Annotated in this window: 17 protein-coding genes; 4 read left to right on the plus strand and 13 right to left on the minus strand. The window is 66.6% G+C overall.

The annotated features are described in order from the left end of the window. Nucleotides 1-50: 50 nt before the first annotated feature. The 5 genes from ASE10_RS13940 to ASE10_RS13960 all read right to left on the minus strand — a co-directional run bounded on the left by ASE10_RS13940 (nucleotide 51) and on the right by ASE10_RS13960 (nucleotide 5931). Nucleotides 51-329 carry a XapX domain-containing protein gene (locus tag ASE10_RS13940; RefSeq protein WP_055907183.1) on the minus strand — a complete coding sequence of 93 codons (279 nt, stop codon included), beginning with the start codon at nucleotides 327-329 and terminating at the stop codon, nucleotides 51-53. Nucleotides 330-393: 64 nt separating this feature from the next. Next, the gene (locus tag ASE10_RS13945; protein WP_055906925.1) at nucleotides 394-1218 is read right to left on the minus strand and encodes an alpha/beta hydrolase; all 825 of its coding nucleotides are present in this window, start codon (nucleotides 1216-1218) and stop codon (nucleotides 394-396) included. Nucleotides 1219-1414: 196 nt separating this feature from the next. Next, nucleotides 1415-2068, minus strand: a complete 654-nt coding sequence (locus tag ASE10_RS13950) for a hydrolase (RefSeq protein ID WP_055906927.1) — start codon at nucleotides 2066-2068, stop codon at nucleotides 1415-1417. A gap of 213 nt (nucleotides 2069-2281) precedes the next feature. Then, on the minus strand, nucleotides 2282-2914 hold the full coding sequence (locus tag ASE10_RS13955) for a response regulator transcription factor (RefSeq protein WP_055906930.1): 633 nt from the start codon (nucleotides 2912-2914) through the stop codon (nucleotides 2282-2284). Continuing rightward, nucleotides 2911-5931 carry a sensor histidine kinase gene (locus tag ASE10_RS13960; RefSeq protein WP_056305439.1) on the minus strand — a complete coding sequence of 1007 codons (3021 nt, stop codon included), beginning with the start codon at nucleotides 5929-5931 and terminating at the stop codon, nucleotides 2911-2913. The genes ASE10_RS13955 and ASE10_RS13960 overlap by 4 nt, the downstream gene beginning before the upstream one ends. 171 nt (nucleotides 5932-6102) lie before the next feature. Between ASE10_RS13960 and ASE10_RS13965 the strand changes: the two genes are divergently transcribed. Next, nucleotides 6103-6471, plus strand: coding sequence for a hypothetical protein (locus ASE10_RS13965; RefSeq protein WP_055906938.1), 369 nt, complete (start codon nucleotides 6103-6105; stop codon nucleotides 6469-6471). 300 nt (nucleotides 6472-6771) lie between these two features. Further along, nucleotides 6772-7029, plus strand: a complete 258-nt coding sequence (locus tag ASE10_RS13970) for a hypothetical protein (RefSeq protein WP_055906941.1) — start codon at nucleotides 6772-6774, stop codon at nucleotides 7027-7029. 152 nt (nucleotides 7030-7181) lie between these two features. On the opposite strand, the gene ASE10_RS19715 is transcribed toward ASE10_RS13970, so the two are convergent. Next, nucleotides 7182-8330 carry a S41 family peptidase gene (locus tag ASE10_RS19715; protein ID WP_082559833.1) on the minus strand — a complete coding sequence of 383 codons (1149 nt, stop codon included), beginning with the start codon at nucleotides 8328-8330 and terminating at the stop codon, nucleotides 7182-7184. A gap of 135 nt (nucleotides 8331-8465) precedes the next feature. Next, a complete protein-coding gene (locus ASE10_RS13980) occupies nucleotides 8466-9086 on the minus strand; it encodes a hypothetical protein (RefSeq protein WP_157488362.1) in 621 nt (206 codons plus the stop codon). Between the two features lie 279 nt (nucleotides 9087-9365). Between ASE10_RS13980 and ASE10_RS13985 the strand changes: the two genes are divergently transcribed. Next, complete coding sequence (locus tag ASE10_RS13985; protein WP_055906949.1) at nucleotides 9366-10289, plus strand: DUF2268 domain-containing putative Zn-dependent protease; 924 nt, start codon at nucleotides 9366-9368, stop codon at nucleotides 10287-10289. Between the two features lie 54 nt (nucleotides 10290-10343). Here ASE10_RS13985 and ASE10_RS13990 read toward each other — a convergent pair whose 3' ends face one another. The 6 genes from ASE10_RS13990 to ASE10_RS14015 all read right to left on the minus strand — a co-directional run bounded on the left by ASE10_RS13990 (nucleotide 10344) and on the right by ASE10_RS14015 (nucleotide 13986). Then, nucleotides 10344-10742, minus strand: coding sequence for a type II toxin-antitoxin system PemK/MazF family toxin (locus ASE10_RS13990; RefSeq protein ID WP_055906955.1), 399 nt, complete (start codon nucleotides 10740-10742; stop codon nucleotides 10344-10346). Between the two features lie 339 nt (nucleotides 10743-11081). Continuing rightward, entirely contained in the window at nucleotides 11082-11789 is a 708-nt protein-coding gene (locus tag ASE10_RS13995) for a M15 family metallopeptidase (protein ID WP_055907187.1), read from the minus strand. 265 nt (nucleotides 11790-12054) lie between these two features. Continuing rightward, nucleotides 12055-12468, minus strand: coding sequence for a DUF4124 domain-containing protein (locus ASE10_RS14000; RefSeq protein ID WP_055906959.1), 414 nt, complete (start codon nucleotides 12466-12468; stop codon nucleotides 12055-12057). 318 nt (nucleotides 12469-12786) lie between these two features. After that, a complete protein-coding gene (locus ASE10_RS14005; protein ID WP_055906962.1) occupies nucleotides 12787-13254 on the minus strand; it encodes a nuclear transport factor 2 family protein in 468 nt (155 codons plus the stop codon). 110 nt (nucleotides 13255-13364) lie between these two features. Then, complete coding sequence (locus tag ASE10_RS14010) at nucleotides 13365-13583, minus strand: twin transmembrane helix small protein (RefSeq protein WP_055906965.1); 219 nt, start codon at nucleotides 13581-13583, stop codon at nucleotides 13365-13367. Between the two features lie 52 nt (nucleotides 13584-13635). Next, nucleotides 13636-13986 (minus strand): hypothetical protein, encoded by a 351-nt coding sequence (locus ASE10_RS14015; RefSeq protein ID WP_235565872.1) that lies wholly within the window; start codon nucleotides 13984-13986, stop codon nucleotides 13636-13638. A 129-nt stretch (nucleotides 13987-14115) separates the two neighbouring features. Between ASE10_RS14015 and ASE10_RS14020 the strand changes: the two genes are divergently transcribed. After that, nucleotides 14116-15531 carry a PLP-dependent aminotransferase family protein gene (locus ASE10_RS14020; protein WP_055907193.1) on the plus strand — a complete coding sequence of 472 codons (1416 nt, stop codon included), beginning with the start codon at nucleotides 14116-14118 and terminating at the stop codon, nucleotides 15529-15531. Nucleotides 15532-15612 lie beyond the last annotated feature (81 nt).

Here is a 15612-nt window from a genome sequence, read left to right on the forward strand (position 1 = left end):
GCCGAGGAAGTTGCGTCGGCTGCGATCCACTCCAGGGGTTGCACGCGGACTCATGAGCGCGCAGCCGGATCGCCGTCCGGCACGCGGGGCCGGTCGCACTTGGGCAACTCGCCGAACATGTGCGGCTTGACCTGCTCGTGGATCCAGGCGCTGGGCGGCTTCTGCCTGGGCAGGTAGTGCTTCAGCAGCGGTGGAATCTGTTCACCGATGAGGATGCCCAGCAGACCGACCAGCGCGATCACCGGCGGCGCCGGCGAACGCACGTTGAGCAAGGCATAGATGATCCCGACCAGCAGGCCGGCACCCAGCGAGAAGAGATACGGCTTCATCGGCACGGCTCCGACGTAAAACGCGGTACGGCCGGGGAAGGATGGCCGTACCGCCGAATGGACCTCAGGCCTTGATGAAGGCGAGCAGATCCTCGTTGAACTGCTGCTGGTGCGTGGCCGGCAGACCGTGCGGCGCCTTGGGGTACTCCTTCAGCGTCGCGCCCTTGACCAGTTTCACCGCGAGGCGCGCAGCACCATCGATCGGCACCACTTGGTCGTCGTCGCCGTGAATGAACAAGGTCGGCACGTCGATCTTCTTCAGATCTTCGGTGTAGTCGACTTCGGAGAACTGCTTGATGCAGTCGTACTGCCCCTTCAGGCCGCCCATCATGCCTTGCAGCCAGAATGCATCGATCGCACCCTGCGACTTCTTCGCACCGGGGCGGTTGAAGCCGAAGAACGGACCGGCGGCGAGGTCTTGATAGAACTGCGAGCGGTCGGTGAGCACGCCGGCGCGGATGCCGTCGAACACCTCGATCGGCAAGCCGTTGGGATGGCTCGGCGTCTTCGCCATGATCGGCGGCACCGCGCCCGCCAGCACGGCCTTGGCGACGCGCTTGGTACCGTGACGGCCCATGTAGTGCGCAATCTCGCCACCGCCGGTGGAATGACCGACCAGGACGACATCGCGCAGATCCAACTGCTCGATCAGTTCGGCAAGGTCGTCGGCGTAGGTGTCCATGTCGTTGCCCTGCCAAGGCTGGTCCGAACGCCCATGGCCACGGCGGTCATGGGCGATCGTGCGATAGCCCTGGCCGCTGAGGAACAGCATCTGCGCCTCCCAGGCGTCGCCGCTCAGCGGCCAGCCGTGGGAGAACACCACCGGCTGTCCCTTGCCCCAATCCTTATAGAAGATGCGAGTGCCGTCTTTGGTCGTGATCGTGCTCATGGTGGGAGCGCCCTTTTTCGTTGTCGAGGAGGAGGAAGCCGGTGCGGCCAGGGAGACCGCAGGCAGGACCATCGCGGCGGTTGCGGCGACGGAGGTGCCCAGCAGGGCCCGGCGACCTTCGTCGATTCCGCCGTTTGTTTCGTCGGTTTTCATGTGCTCTCTCGGATGGGTGAGCGAAGTTGACCTGGATGGCCGGTCAATGGCCGCCTTCCTGCGCGCTGAACATCGTCTTGGCGTACTGGATGCCGATGCCGTAGCCGCCGGCGTGCTCGCGGGCGATACCGGTGGTAAGCGCGTAGGTTTCGCCGCGCGCCCAGTCGCGCTGCAGTTCCAGCATGTACTGCAGGCTGGTCATCGGCCGTGCGCCGGCCTGGATCATGCGCGCCACGGCTCGCTCATGCGCCTCGTCGGACACGTCACCGCAGGCGTCCGTGATGACGTAGGTCTCGAAGCCCTGGTCCAGCGCCGACAGCACCGGCCCCACGATGCACACGCCCGTCCATAGCCCGGCGAACACCAGCCTGCTCTTGCCGATCTCGTTGACGCGATCGGTGACCTGCGCATCTTCCCAGGCGTTCATGCTGGTACGGTCGTAGACCGGGCCGGCGAAGATGTCGGTGATCTCCGGAAACAAGGGCCCGGAGAAGCTTTTCTCCGCCACCGTGGTGACGATGGTGGGCACGCCGAAGCCTTGCGCCGCCTTGGCGACCAGCGCCGTGTTGGTACGCAGCGAACCGATATCGATCGAGCGGACCGCGAAGGCCATCTGCGACTGATGGTCGATCAGGATCAGGGTGTGATCCTGGGATGTGAGCAGGGTCTTGCCGGGAACAGGGGATGCCTTCGCCATGTGAGCGCTCCGAACGGTGGGATACACGCAATCGTCCTGCGTGCGTTCGGAATGAATACTGGCGCCTGCCGCTGCGGCGGAAAACACCACGACGGAGGAAACGCTACTCCCTCGTTGGGGGGACGCAGGATGCGATCGGCTGCGAATCGGACACGCTGCCATCGGGACCGCACGCACCGGTTGCCGACGACGCCGGCTCGGTGCAAGCGCGCGCTAAACGCTGAGAATGCCCCGCTTCAGGCCGATGGTGACCGCGTGCGTGCGGTCGTTCGCACCCAGCTTCGATAGCACGCTCTTCATATGGGTCTTGACGGTTTCCTCGGAGATCGACAGCTGCGCCGCGATCATCTTGTTCGAGTTTCCGGCGGCGACTCCCTTCAGGATCTCGACCTCGCGGGCAGTCAGATCGCTGTCGATCGAGTGTTCCGCGATCTGTACGGCCACTTCCGGCGGAATCCTCCGCCGGCCCGCCATCACCGCGCGGATGGTGTCCAGCAGCTCCTTCCGCAACGAACTTTTCAGCAGATAGCCCTGCGCGCCAGCGCGCAGCGCGTGCACCGCCTGCACGTCGCCGCTGTAGGTCGTCAGCACGATGATGCGGGCGGCCGGGAACTCCTTGCGGATCTGCGCGATGGCCTCGACGCCGCCTACTTCCGGCATCTGCAGGTCCATCAGGGTCACATCCGGCATGCAGGCACGAAACGCCTCAACGGCTTCGCGGCCGTTGCTGGCTTCGCCGACCAGCTCCATGTCGGGCTCGCCGGCCAGCACTCCGGCGATGCCCTCGCGCAACAATGGATGGTCGTCGACGGTAAGAATGCGGATCGGTCGTGCTTGCATCGTCATGTCTTGGCTCTCCAGATTCGCATTATCCTCCTGCGCCAATCGCTCCAGCGCGACTGGCGATGTCCGTCCGGACGGAGCAGCAGTTCCACCTCGGTGCCCTTGCCGGGGCGACTCCATAGACGCAGCTCGGCGCCGATGGCCTTGGCGCGCTCGCGCATTCCCGGCAGTCCCCAATGCCCCGAACGCGCGCCGTTGAGGATCACTTCTTCGGCGATGCCCTGGCCGTCGTCGCGGAATCGGAAGACCAGGCAACCGCCAGAATGGGATATCTCGACTTCGATCTGGCTCGCGTCGGCATGGCGGAAGGCATTGCCTAGCGCCTCGCGGCCGATCCAGTACACCTCGTCGCTCAGCACCGCGTTCATCGCCGGCAATCGACCTTCCACCACCACGCTGAAGCTGGTCGGACGCTCCTGCCCGAGCTCGGCGCCGAGCCGGGCGAAGGCCTCCGGAAGGTCCGTCGACGCCGAAGCCGTGGTGGCGCGCAGATCGCGGACGCGGTCGCGACCTTCGGCGATCGCCTCGTCGGCGCGATCCATCGTCTTTTCCAGTGCCGACCGTATCGGATCGTCCGTGGGAATTCGGTTGGCGATGGACTGGAAGCGCAGCACCAGGCCCTGGAAGCTCTGCAGCAGGGTGTCGTGCAGTTCACGTGCGATGCGGTCGCGCTCCAGATGCCGCTCCTCCAGACGCATGCGCACGCGATCGGAGATCTGCCGCAAACGCAGCAGGTACAGGAAGAACAACAGGAGGCCTGCAGCGATCGCGCACAGCGCCGCGAACCACCAGGTCTCGGTGAAACGAGGGGCGATGGTGAAATCCAAGGTCGCGCCCTGCTCATTCCACAGTCCGCTGTCGTTCGCCGCAAGGACCCGGAACCGGTAATCCCCCGGCCCGAGATTGGCGTAGAAAGCCTGGCGCCGATTGCCGACGTCCTGCCATTCGTCGTCGACGCCCTCCAGGCGATAGCGGAACTCGACGCGATCCGGGAACGACAAGCTCGGTGCGGTGTATTCCACGCGCAGATCGCGCGTGCCGGCCGGCAGCGTCGGACCACCGCTGATCGGGAATCGATGGCGGCGTGCGATCAGGGATCGGATATGCACCGACGGCGGCACCATGTTGCTGTGCAGCCGGAGCGGATCGAGTGTGGCCAGCCCCTGGTTGGTGGCGAACCATAAGCGGCCATCGGCGTCCGCGGCCACAGTCGACGCCGGCGTGGCCTGTTGCGCCACGCCGAGCAGACCGTCCCCCAAGTCGAACAGGCGGTGCTTCAACATACCCGGATGCTGCAGCGCTGCAGTGACCGCGCCCGGCGGCAAGCGCAGAATGCCGTGGATGGCATTCAGCCAAATCTCGCCCTGCGGGGTTGCGACGATGCCGGTGATGCCGTTGAGCCTGTCGGCGGGTGTCGCGTGCAGCGCATGGACGCGACCGTCCCGAAGCAAGGCCAAGCCCGTTTCGCCGGCGACGAGGAGCCCCTCCTTCACTCTTGCCAGCGCGATGACGGTGCCCACATTCAAGCCATCGTCTGCGGTATACACGCGCTGGGCATTGTCATGCCAATGGGCGAGACGGTTGCCGGAGTAGCCGATCCAGTACGTACGATCGGTATCGCGCAACAGTGCCGTTGCGCCGGCAGAATCGACGGGGCCTGCGGGGACTTGCGCCCACTGCAGGCCGTCGTAGTGGAACAGGCCGTTGCCCTCCTGCATCGTCAGTACGCCGGATCCCCCGTCGCCGACGAGAAACTTAAGCAGTCCGTCGTTGTCTCGCGGCAACGGCAAGCGCTGCACGCCATCGGCGTTCAGCCGCCACAGCGCGCTCTCCGTTTTCAGCCAGGTCCGTTCGCCTTCGGCGACGATCGCGGCGATCTTCGGCCCTTTGGTGTCGGCCAGCAGCTCGGCGCCGTCGCCGCGAATTCGATACAGGCGAGGACCGCTGGACACCAGAATCCCCAGCTTCGGCGAAAACGCCAGCCCATAGGTATCGTGCTGCGTCAGCCGTTCGTCCTCCACTACTTGCACATTGTTGTGGCGGAAACGATGCAGGCCCAGATTGGTACCGACCCACACGTTGCCTTCGCGATCGCGCAGCAGCGGAATGGCACGGTCGGACGTCAGTCCCTCGCGCTTGCGGATGACGGCATCGGCATCTTCCGGACGCAAGGCATGACCGATCGCGAACCGATCCAGATGGGAGACCCGCACCACGCCACCGTGGCGGCGATCGGTGCCCCAGAGCACCCCGCTGCCGTCGATGCGCATGCAAGCGAAATGGCCGAAGCCGCTACCGATCGGGGGTGACGCCGTCGACCCGGAACGCGGATCCGGCAGCGACCGCGTACCGTGCGCACCGTCCGAAAGCCACAATCTGCCATCCGGCGCTTCGACCAGCGAAGCCAGCGGCCCGGCGCTTATCCCGGTCGGCACGAACCGTCGCGTGCCGCTTGGCAAATACATCAGAGTGCTGCCGGTGGCGACCCAGAGCGTGCCGCGCGAATCGACCAGCACGTGATCGGCGTGCATCGCCGGATAGCCCCAGTCGTCGCCGATCGCATGCCAATGCCGGCCATCGAATCGATAAAGGCCATTTTGGGCCGCCGCCCAGAGCCCACGGCTATGATCTTCGGCGAACCCGTACACCAGATCCCGCGGCGCGCCCATCGCGACGGAATAGTGCTGCAGGCTTCCGTCGCGCAGCACGCTCGCACCGCCCACCAGGAAGCCGATCCACAGGGCACCATCGGTCGTGGTGTACAGCGCGGTGATGTTGTTCGACGCGAAGGGACGACGCGGTGGGGCTTGGTAATGCTCGAACTGCACGCCGTCGAACCGGTACAGGCCGGTACCCGTGCCGAGCCAGAGATAGCCGTCGCGTGCTTGCGCCAGTGCCCACACATCCGCCGGTGCGCCCTCCTGCAGGGACCAGGCACGGTGGTGGTACTGCGGAATCTGCCAGGGCGCCGCAGCCGTCGCGCCGACCCACAGGCAAAACACGGCCAGCGCTACTCGCACCCATCGCAAGACCCAGACCCTATAGGGAATTCGAGCCCGCACGAAAACCTCTGAGTTCACACGCAGCTTACTGAACCGGCTTCTGCGGACCCCAGCATCCCCCATTTGTGGGATGGGCGCACGACTCTCAAACGGATAGCGGCCTCCGCCGTGGTTCTCTAACCTCTTCGGATGCAGCCGCTGATCTCCCTGTATCCCCGCAGCTTACCCGGGGTCGGACTTATTGTACTGCGACTCTCGGTAGCGCTGGGACTCATCCTGCACAATCCGCTGGCGGCGTTACCGATTCCGGATGGAGCGGCGGCTTTCGTAGCCGGTTTGATCGCACTTTCGATCCTGGCCGGATTGTTGACTTCGTGGATGGCAGTGGCTTGCTGCCTGCACGTCATCGTTGGCTTGCAGCAGGCCGACCTTGGGGCCGCGATGTTCGCTCCGATGTCCTTGGGACTCAGTTCCGTAGCCTTGTTGCTGCTGGGCCCAGGAGCGTACTCGTTCGACGCCGTGCTCTTCGGTCGCCGGGTTGTCCGCATTCACAAGTAGGCGCGAATCGACGGCGTTTCAGTTCTATTCGGAGCGGCGGGACGGACGATAGGAAATGTAGACAAATAGACCGGCGTTAATTATTCGGAAAAACTGTTAATTGGCCACCGGCATATGCAGCAAGAAGCTGATTTTCTTGGAGTTCTTGAGCAACGCCCCTGCCGATCCCTCCAGCATTTCTGGATCGGACAACGGTCTACAACCACACGCCGCTCCAGGGCCGCGGGACCGCTGGCGTTGGCGACACGGGCGCATGTTTGAGCGCTAAAATGGGGTCTCCTAGAATCCTTAGGAGGCGCTATGGACGTGACTTTTAGCGAGCAAGGCACCGGCCGCGATTGGTCGGCAAAAGTGCTACACGGCGGCGTGCACGTCGGCACCATTCGCCCCAGCCGCGATCTGGCCTTTTACAGATACTTCGCGGGCCCGGCAAACGACATCATCTACACGATGGACGAACATGATCTGAGCCCGTTGAAGGCCAAGATCACTGCAGCCATAACAAGAACCCGACCGCAGGCGCGTACACCCGCAGAAGCAATCTATCGCTTCGTGTAGCTGCCCTGCTGAGCAACTGGGGTTGCGCCTGGATCGGCTGCAGCACCGGCCCGCCGGATCCGGTGGGCCTTTTTGTTTGTTCTCGATGTCCGCAGCGTACTGGATCAGGTTTCACAGCCTGGGCATGGTTCGGCGCCTCGAAGCCGCCAGATTCACTCGGCGCTGGCCAGCGCCAATGCACGGTCCAGCGCCTGATCGGCGGGCACTTCGATGTCGGGGACGATGCCGGTGCCTTCCCAGTCCTTGCCGGTATCGGGATCGTAAGTGCGTCCCACCGGGACGAACGCGGCGAGTCCCGCGCCGATCGGTTCGATGCCGCCGAAGTGGTTGGCGCCTGCGGTGCGCTCGCCGATGAGGATGCCCCGATGCGTGCGTTGCAGTGCGAGCGCGAAGTGCTCGCCCGCCGAGCGCGTTCGCTTGGAGGTCAGATAGAACACTTTGGCCTTGGCGAGCCGGGGCTCGACGTCGGGAACGGCCAGGTGTTGGCGCACCAGCATATTGGCGGGGCCGGAAACATCGCGCAGGGTGCGGCCGCCGAACGGTATCGGACCGCCGGACGGGCCGTTGTTTTTCGCTACGGCCATTTCCACCAGCACGGTTTCACGATCGAGAAGATGCGGAAACAGCGCATCCATCTCCGCCAGCCCGCCGCCGCGCGACAAGCTACGCGTGTCGATGATGATCGCCTTCGCTGTCGCATGGTCCTTTACGAACGCCTGTATCGCCGCTACGGAGGCAGGCTCGCCGGCGAACTGATTGAAGCGTATGTAGGCCACGCCTGGCGCAATCCACTTGGTCTCGGCGACGCTCGGCAGGTCTATCGAAGCGAGCGCGGATGCCTGCCGCGGCGCAGGACCCGGCCGCGCCGTGCGCGGAGGTGACGTGTCGACTCGGCCCGTAGCGCCTGGGTCTGAGCTTACGACGAGGCGTGGGCCGGGAGGCATAGGGCCACGCGGCCCATCGGCTTCGGGGGCGAGGTCGACCCGCAGATGGCCGTCGGCCGCAACGGCCTGCAGATCCTGCGTCAAGCGCCGCGCCATGTCCTTAGCCTCGTCGATGCCATCGTATTGGCCAGCCGCGAGCTTGGATCGCAACATGTCCGCATAGCGTCGGCCTGTGGCGGGATCGACGAAGCGCGTCGCCAATTTATCCGCCAGCGTCTCGATCGATTGCGCATACGGATTGGCCGAGTCCGCAGCGAATGCCGGCGATGCGGTCGCGACGAATGCAGCCAGGCCTGCTGCCAGCAGCCGCCGGCGCAGAGTCCATCGCGAGCTGGGCATGGTCTCGTGTTTGCGCATGGCTGATCCTCTTGGGCTTCGATCCGGTTCCCAATACGGATGCCGGTCGTGGCCGAAGGGTCGCACCGGCAGAAACGCAGGATTTGCAGGGGACGGGATGGGCGGTGGACCGGCCGCGGCCTGCGCCGTGCTCCCTCAGTCCGGCAGCAGCGACCAGGTCGCCTCCTTCAGCTCGAACCGCAGCGGCTTCGAGCCTTTACCCTGGCTCGACGTGTGCAGCTGCGCGTCGCATTCCAAGGCGCCGGTGTCGCGGTCGAGCTGACAGGATTCCAGTGCGGTCACGGTGAGGCTGGTCGCGAACGCTCGGAACTCGGCCTCGTCCTTCGGCGCCTTTTGCTGGCCGGCCAGTTCGGCCAGATGTGCGCGCAGCAGTGCCTGGACCTGCGCGATGTCCGGCTGCGGCGGTGGCGTGTCCTGCTCTTCGACTATCTGCCAGTCCGCGCCATCGCGGCGGAAGCGATACGCCTCGTAACCGTCGCCCATCGGCGAGTCGAGCTCGACGATGCAGGCGGTGCGCTCCGGATCGATGCCTTGACAGCCTTGCACGGCCGCAATCTTCATGGACTCCAGCAGCGTCTGGACCATTGGCGACGGAGTGGCTTTCGCCCCCTCCCTGCGCAACTCCGCATCGAGCGAACGCCGATAGGCCGCATTGGCCTGCTCGGTACTAGGCGCAGCCTCGATCGCTAGCGCGCAAACGGGCGCCGATACAAGTACGACCAGCGATAAGCAACGCGCGACTGCAGCGACCGGCATGGGTGCGAGCTCGGTAAGGCGGATGATTCTCCGCGAAGCGCGCATTCTACGAAAATGCTCGGTCCAGGTTCGGTCCAGGTCCGGTACGCTCTCGTTCCGAAGCCACAGTGCACATTCGGCGGCGCACACACCGCCCCATCGCATCGCCACGCGAACCATTACGGAAAGCACATGTTCTTGGGGGCCGTCCCGCGCAGGCTGAGTCGAACTTCGCCGGCAAGCCGACGCGACCGTTCCGAGCGCGCAGCGCAAGCCCGATTCCTGCCCCATGGAAGCGCCATGAAACCTACGACCCTGATCCTGCTGACGACGACCTCGCTGTTCCTGCTCACCGCCGCGGCATCTTCGGCCGAGCGCGCGCCTGAAATCCGTACCGGCGATGTCGATCGCTTCTATGCGCTCTACGAGCAGGCCGGCGGCAAGCCCACGGCGCAGCAGTTGCAGCAGGACTATCTCGACCAAGGCAGCGAGGGCCTGATCGAGTTCGCCAAGATGCGCAGGATCACCGGCGAGCGGATCGCGACCGCGAACGCCGAGCGCCCTGCCCTGTACGTCGATGCCAGGCGTTGCGCCGCGGCGCTGCCCGCGGTCAAGACCCGGCTCGGCGTTGCCTTGACCAAGCTGAGCGAACTCTATCCCGCGCCCAGCTTTCCGCCGGTGACGGTCGCGATCGGCCGCGGCAAACCGGTCGGAACCGCGAACGCGAGCGGGGTCATGATCGGGCTCGAGGCCTTGTGCGCCGCGAACTTCCTCATTCCCGACCCCGAGGACCGCTTCGTCCATGTGATCGCCCACGAGTACGGTCACGTGCTGCAACCCGGTGCGCAGGTGGAGAACGCAGAGTCGACGGTGTTGCAGGCTTCGCTGCTCGAAGGCGGCGCCGAATTCGTGGCCGAGCTGATCTCGGGTTCGATCAGCTATGGACATCTGCTGAGCGCTACCCGGGGCCGCGAACTGGAACTGGAAACCGCGTTCGCCGCCGATTTGGACAAGAAAGCCCAGGGCTCGGCCTGGCTCTACAACGGCCTCGGCACGCCTGAGCGCCCCGGCGATCTGGGCTACTGGGTCGGTTATCGCATCGCCAAGGCCTACTACCGTCAGGCCAAGGACAAGAAGGCGGCGCTGCGCGACATCATCGAGGTCAGCGACGCGAAGGCGTTCCTGGCTAAGAGCGGCTGGCGCCCGGGAATGGCGCTGGACTAGAGGCTCCCGGCGCTCGCGGAACATGCACCGGCGGTAGCGCAGCCGTCGGCTGCGTCATCTGCGGCCGAAGAACGAGGTTTGCAGAAAGCGCATGCCCGCGAGTATCTGGGCGATGCGTTCGTCGGACAGTGTGCCGATGCGTTCGCCCAGGCGGGTCTTGTAGAGCGTCGATACCTGCGACACGACCACTACGCTTTGCTTGATCAGGCCAGCCTCGCCGAGGTCGAGCAGGACGTTGCCCGGCTCGGTGGCGCGATTGAGGTTGGAGCTCAGAGCGCAGACGACGACGGTGCTGATGCGCGAATGGTTGAAGAGGTCGTCCTGGACCACGACGTGCGGATGGGCATAACCGGGCACGGAGCCTCGGGACTCGTCGGGTGCGACCCAGAACAGGTCGCCCCGGTTGACGGTGCCGGGGTAGACGCTGGCGTAAGCCTCGGGTTCTCTGTCCATGCCTTGCTGTGCTGATTTCGTTGTGGGTGTGTCGATGCTCCGGCCATGCGTGCCCGGGTTCGCGGCTACGTGCACGAAGGAATCGTGCAGGCAAGAATCCAGCGCCCTCGGCTGGCATGGGTGGGGAATACCGTGCGGTCCGGAGGGGTACGGCCGGTGCGGGAGCATCGTATGGGGCTGCCGTTGGGGCGTGAGGTTACGCGATCGCGGCTTACGCCGCTCCCACAGAGAGCAGCGGTACCGGGCATCGAGCAGCCTCAGACCCTTGCGGCGTACGTCTGGCCGTCCGCCTGCGGTTGCGCGACCGTCGACGGATCCTCAGTGCCACGGATCCTGCCTTCAACGGATGGGAAAGTCGTAGGCCGTATCCGGTGAGGGCTCGGGCTTGTAGGTGTAGTGCCACCACTCCAGCGGATAGTTGGCGAAGCCTTCGCGCGCCATCGCGGCGCGCAGGCGTTGGCGATTGCCGCGCTGGACGGCAGTTGCGCCCGCCCAGTCGGTGTGCGCGGACACGTCGAAGTAGTCGAAGGAGGTGCCCATGTCGAGCGGCGCGCAGGCGTCGTCGGAATCGCAGCGCAGCAAAGTCAGATCGAGGGTGGCGCCGCGGCTGTGGCCGGAGGTCGGCGAGATGTAGTCGCCGAGCAGGACGCTCTTGTCGAGATTCGGATAGTAGGCGGACTTGCTGGATTGGTCGTGCAGGTCGCCGGCCCAGACGACGAAATCGCGCACCGCGCGTGCCGGGCGATAGCAGTCGTAGACCTTCAGGCGCAGGCCTTCGCGACGCAGCGCCAGTTCTACCCGTTGCAGCGCCTGCGCGGCCGGTCGCAACAGATAGCAGCGCGATGCGCCGTAGCCTTCGACCGGCCGGCCGACGAAGTTGTCGCTGGAGGCGTAGCGGATCTCCTGGGCCAGATCGGGCACCAGTTCGCGCAGGTCGACCATGCCGGCCGCGGCGGCATCCGTCGCAGGCGACAGCTTGGGCGCGATGGCTGGTTTGGATGCGGCCGGCTTGGATACAGCCGGCTTGGATACGGCTGGTTTGGACATGGGCGACGTCGATACGCAGGCCGTCAGGGCCAGGATCGAAACCAGCGATAGGACCGGAGCGATGCGCATGGGTCCAAGCCTAGCCGACATCTCGCGCGGCCGCAGTGCGATCGCGGGAGTTGGTGGGTGCTGCACGCGGACGCGGTCGCTTAATACACCGCGGAGCAGCGCAGGGTGTTGTTGGGCTGGCGCCGCCGGAAGGGCCGTCCGGGCTCGGTCCGAGTAGCGGTGGGCGCCAGCCTGCCCGCCCCGCCATGTCGCGCCGTCACTTGCAGGCATCGAAGACGGCCGTGTTGAGAGCGCTGACCAGATCGTAGTCGCGGTCCATGCCGGCCGCCGCCAGTTTGCGCTCGCGGCGGGCACGTGCGGCTTCGCAGCCGTGGCCCCCGAGCCGGATCGAATAGGCGCGGGCACGGCCAGGGCGATCGGTGCCGGCCAGGCGCGACAGGTAGCGCGATTCGGTCAGGCCGCTTCGGTAGGCCTGCTCGCGGCGTTGCAGTTCGACTGAGTCGGGCGGCGGTTCCGGCGTTGCGTCCCAGATCCTGGCGGTGGTCGCGGCTGCGCAAGGAGCGGACTGGTAGCTGACCGCGCCGGTGCGGGCGACGCATTTGTACACGTTGTGGGCGCCGGCTGCGGCGGGCAGCAGGCACAGCAGCAACAGGATGGCGAGCCGGGGCATTGCGATCGTCCTTGATCGGCGCGGCGACCGGCCGCGCTTCGCTGATGGCTGCAGATTGGCGGCATGGCGGGCGCAGCGCCATGGGTGGAAGCTGCGACGCAGGCTCGGATCGATGCCCGTCGCGATGTAGGAATTGCCCTACCCCATCAAAGCGCCGGTGCGCTGGTCGCCGGCGTTCGCGACACGGACTGCGGCGAAACGGTCTGCGTTTCCTGGCAACGCGAGCCGATCGCGTCAGACGAAACCCATCGCCGCGACATCCGCGTGCTGCGGCCGCAACCCGAATCGCTCAACGCCAGACGCCGCAACCCGCACCGCTCACGGCTTGGCCGCAGCCGCCGCCGGCAATCGCGAAGCATGGCTGGCCACCATCACCCAGCCCTTGGGCCCGCGCACGTAGGTGTCGGTGAACTGGAAATCGGCGGCGAAGGCCTGGCCCTCGGACACGCCCTTGACCGTGGTGATGCCGTTGGCGATCGCGGTGTTCTTGCCGTAGTAGCGCAGCCGGGTGCCGTGGTTGCGGAACACTTCGTACTGGGTCACTCCATTGGCGAGCTCGGCGACTTCGTCGGCGTGGGTGGTGACTTTGCCGTTGGACGCGGTCAGGGTGAACTGCGGGTCGAGCAGACGGCCGATCAGGGCCGCGTCCTCGGCTTCGTAGGCGGCGCAGATCTCGCGCTCCAGTTGCAGGATGGCGCGTTCGTCGGCGCTGCGGTCGGCGGCGACGGCGGCGGGCGCGGACAGGCTCAGGGCGATGGACAGCGGCAGCAGCGAAACCAGGCGCATGCGGAGTTCCTTGCAGGATCGGTGGCGAGGGACGCGGCAGGAGCGTCCATCGCCCAGCATGCCTTGCGCGCGCCGCGCAGGCTGCTCCGATCTTGCGGATTGGCGCCAGGCTAGCGGCCGATGCCGTGCGGTTCGATCACGCCCGAGGCGATGCCCGCCGCGACCAGCGCGATCAGCGCCACCGACAGGGCGATGCGGCGGGTGAGCGCGTTGACGGTGCGTTTGCTCTGACCGTGGTCGACGAGCATGTAGTACAGGCCGGCGCCCAGGTTCCAGACGATCAGCCCCAGGAAGGCGACGATGAACAGCGTTTTCATGCGGGGTTCCATGCCGGCGCGGCCGGCGACGTAGCGGGCCCGCGGAACGCCGCGGGCGGCGGGTTCAGGCGTCCGCCGCCGCGACCGCAGCGCGCCAGCGCGGCAGCAGGCGCCAGCGCAGCAGCAGGGCTGCCGTCATCACGCCGAGGAACAGGCCGTAGGCGACCGACGTCGCCAGCACCTGCTTCCAGATCGCGCCGGCGTTGGGGTCGGCGTTGTGCATCGACCATTGCATGCCCCACCCCGCCAGCAGCGTGGCCAGCAGCAGCGCTGCGCTGTCGAACAAGCTGCGCGCGGCCAGGCGCGGCTGCTTCGGGTAGGCCCAGTACAGCCAGGCCAGGATCGAAAACCAGGGCACGAACAGGATCAGCGCGAGGTTGAGTTCGACCTGCGGGTTCATGGCGGCGGCGGGCATCGACGGCGACTCGGTGGGGACGACGCCATACTGCGCCGACCATATCAGTTTCGCCAGAATCAGAAATGAGATAAAAAACCATATCAGTTGCGCCTGAACGCCCGCCCCGCCGGGCTCCGGAGTTCCACCGTGAAACGTTATGAAGCCCTCGCCGACGACATCGCCGCCTCGATCCGCGACGGCCTGCTGCGCCCGGGCCAGCGCCTGCCTTCGGTGCGCCAGGCCAGCGCGGCGCGCGGGCTGAGCCCGGCGACGGTGTTCCAGGCCTATTACCTGCTGGAAGCGCGCGGGCTGGTGCGTTCGCGGGCGCGTTCGGGCTACTACGTGACCCGGCCCACGGCGGCGCTGCCGCCGGAGCCGGACGCGGCTTCGCAGCCGGACGGCGAATCGCGTGCGGTCGACGTTTCCGAGCTGGTGTTCGAAGTATTGGAATCGGCGATGGCGCGCGACGTGGTGCCGCTGGGTTCGGCCTTCCCCAGCCCGCTGCTGTATCCGCTGCAGAAGCTGGGCCGGGCCATGGCCTCGGCTGCGGTGCACCTGGACCCGTGGAGCACGGTCGACGACCTGACCCCGGGCAGCGCGGCGCTGCGCCGGCAGATCGCGCTGCGCTATCGGATCGACGGCTTGCAGATCGGGGCCGACGAAATCGTGGTCACCAACGGCGCGCTGGAGGCGCTGAACCTGTGCGTGGCCGCGGTGACCAGGCCCGGCGACGCGGTGCTGGTCGAATCGCCCTGCTTCTACGCCGCGCTGCAATCGCTGGAACGCCACGGCCTGCATGCGATCGAGGTGCCCACGCACCCGCGCGACGGCATCGACCTGGACGCGCTCGCGGCCGCCATCGAACGCCACCGCCCGCGTGCGTGCTGGCTGATGACCAATTTCCAGAACCCGCTGGGCAGCGCGATGCCCGACGAGAAGAAGCGCGCCCTGGTCGAGCTGCTGACCCGCCTCGGCGTGCCGCTGATCGAGGACGACGTCTACGGCGAACTCTACTTCGGCGAGCGCCGGCCGACCCCGGCCAAGGCCTACGACCGCGACGGGCTGGTGATGCATTGCGGCTCGTTCTCCAAGAGCCTGGCGCCGGGCTACCGGGTCGGCTGGGTCGCGCCCGGGCGCTACGCGCGCGAGATCGCGCGGCGCAAGCTCACCGCGACCCTGAGCACCTGCGTGCCGGCGCAGCTGGCGATCGCCCATTACCTGGAGAAAGGCGGCTACGACCGTCACCTGCGCCGCCTGCGCACGGCGCTGGCGGCGCAGCAGGCGCAGTACCTGGCCGCGGTCGCGCGCCATTTCCCGGAAGGCACCCGCGTGACCCGGCCGGGCGGCGGCTATTTCCTCTGGATCGAACTGCCCGAGGGCAGCGACGCGCTGCGCGTCTACCAACAGGCTTCGGCCCTGGACATCAGCATCGCACCGGGGCCGATGTTCTCGGTGCGGCGCGGTTTCGGCCACTGCCTGCGCCTGAATTGCGGGCATCCGCTGGACGCGCGGGTGGACGCGGCCCTGGCGAGCCTGGGGCGCCTGGCGGCGGGTTCGGCGTAAGACTTCGGGGCAGGAGCGGCGAGAGCCGCAACCGGCGAGCTTCGAGTCGCGTCGCCGCCGGCACTCTGGCCGTCAGAGGCA

This window comes from Lysobacter sp. Root76 (assembly GCF_001428685.1).
In the GTDB taxonomy this organism is placed as follows: Bacteria; Pseudomonadota; Gammaproteobacteria; order Xanthomonadales; family Xanthomonadaceae; genus Lysobacter.

Coding starts and splice junctions, on each gene's coding strand:
- ASE10_RS13940 (WP_055907183.1), bottom strand. CDS start 329: ATGAAGCCGTATCTCTTCTCGCTGGGTGCCGGCCTGCTGGTCGGGATC.
- ASE10_RS13945 (WP_055906925.1), bottom strand. CDS start 1,218: ATGAGCACGATCACGACCAAAGACGGCACTCGCATCTTCTATAAGGAT.
- ASE10_RS13950 (WP_055906927.1), bottom strand. CDS start 2,068: ATGGCGAAGGCATCCCCTGTTCCCGGCAAGACCCTGCTCACATCCCAG.
- ASE10_RS13955 (WP_055906930.1), bottom strand. CDS start 2,914: ATGACGATGCAAGCACGACCGATCCGCATTCTTACCGTCGACGACCAT.
- ASE10_RS13965 (WP_055906938.1), top strand. CDS start 6,103: ATGCAGCCGCTGATCTCCCTGTATCCCCGCAGCTTACCCGGGGTCGGA.
- ASE10_RS13970 (WP_055906941.1), top strand. CDS start 6,772: ATGGACGTGACTTTTAGCGAGCAAGGCACCGGCCGCGATTGGTCGGCA.
- ASE10_RS19715 (WP_082559833.1), bottom strand. CDS start 8,330: ATGCGCAAACACGAGACCATGCCCAGCTCGCGATGGACTCTGCGCCGG.
- ASE10_RS13980 (WP_157488362.1), bottom strand. CDS start 9,086: ATGCCGGTCGCTGCAGTCGCGCGTTGCTTATCGCTGGTCGTACTTGTA.
- ASE10_RS13985 (WP_055906949.1), top strand. CDS start 9,366: ATGAAACCTACGACCCTGATCCTGCTGACGACGACCTCGCTGTTCCTG.
- ASE10_RS13990 (WP_055906955.1), bottom strand. CDS start 10,742: ATGGACAGAGAACCCGAGGCTTACGCCAGCGTCTACCCCGGCACCGTC.
- ASE10_RS13995 (WP_055907187.1), bottom strand. CDS start 11,789: ATGTCCAAACCAGCCGTATCCAAGCCGGCTGTATCCAAGCCGGCCGCA.
- ASE10_RS14000 (WP_055906959.1), bottom strand. CDS start 12,468: ATGCCCCGGCTCGCCATCCTGTTGCTGCTGTGCCTGCTGCCCGCCGCA.
- ASE10_RS14005 (WP_055906962.1), bottom strand. CDS start 13,254: ATGCGCCTGGTTTCGCTGCTGCCGCTGTCCATCGCCCTGAGCCTGTCC.
- ASE10_RS14010 (WP_055906965.1), bottom strand. CDS start 13,583: ATGGAACCCCGCATGAAAACGCTGTTCATCGTCGCCTTCCTGGGGCTG.
- ASE10_RS14015 (WP_235565872.1), bottom strand. CDS start 13,986: ATGCCCGCCGCCGCCATGAACCCGCAGGTCGAACTCAACCTCGCGCTG.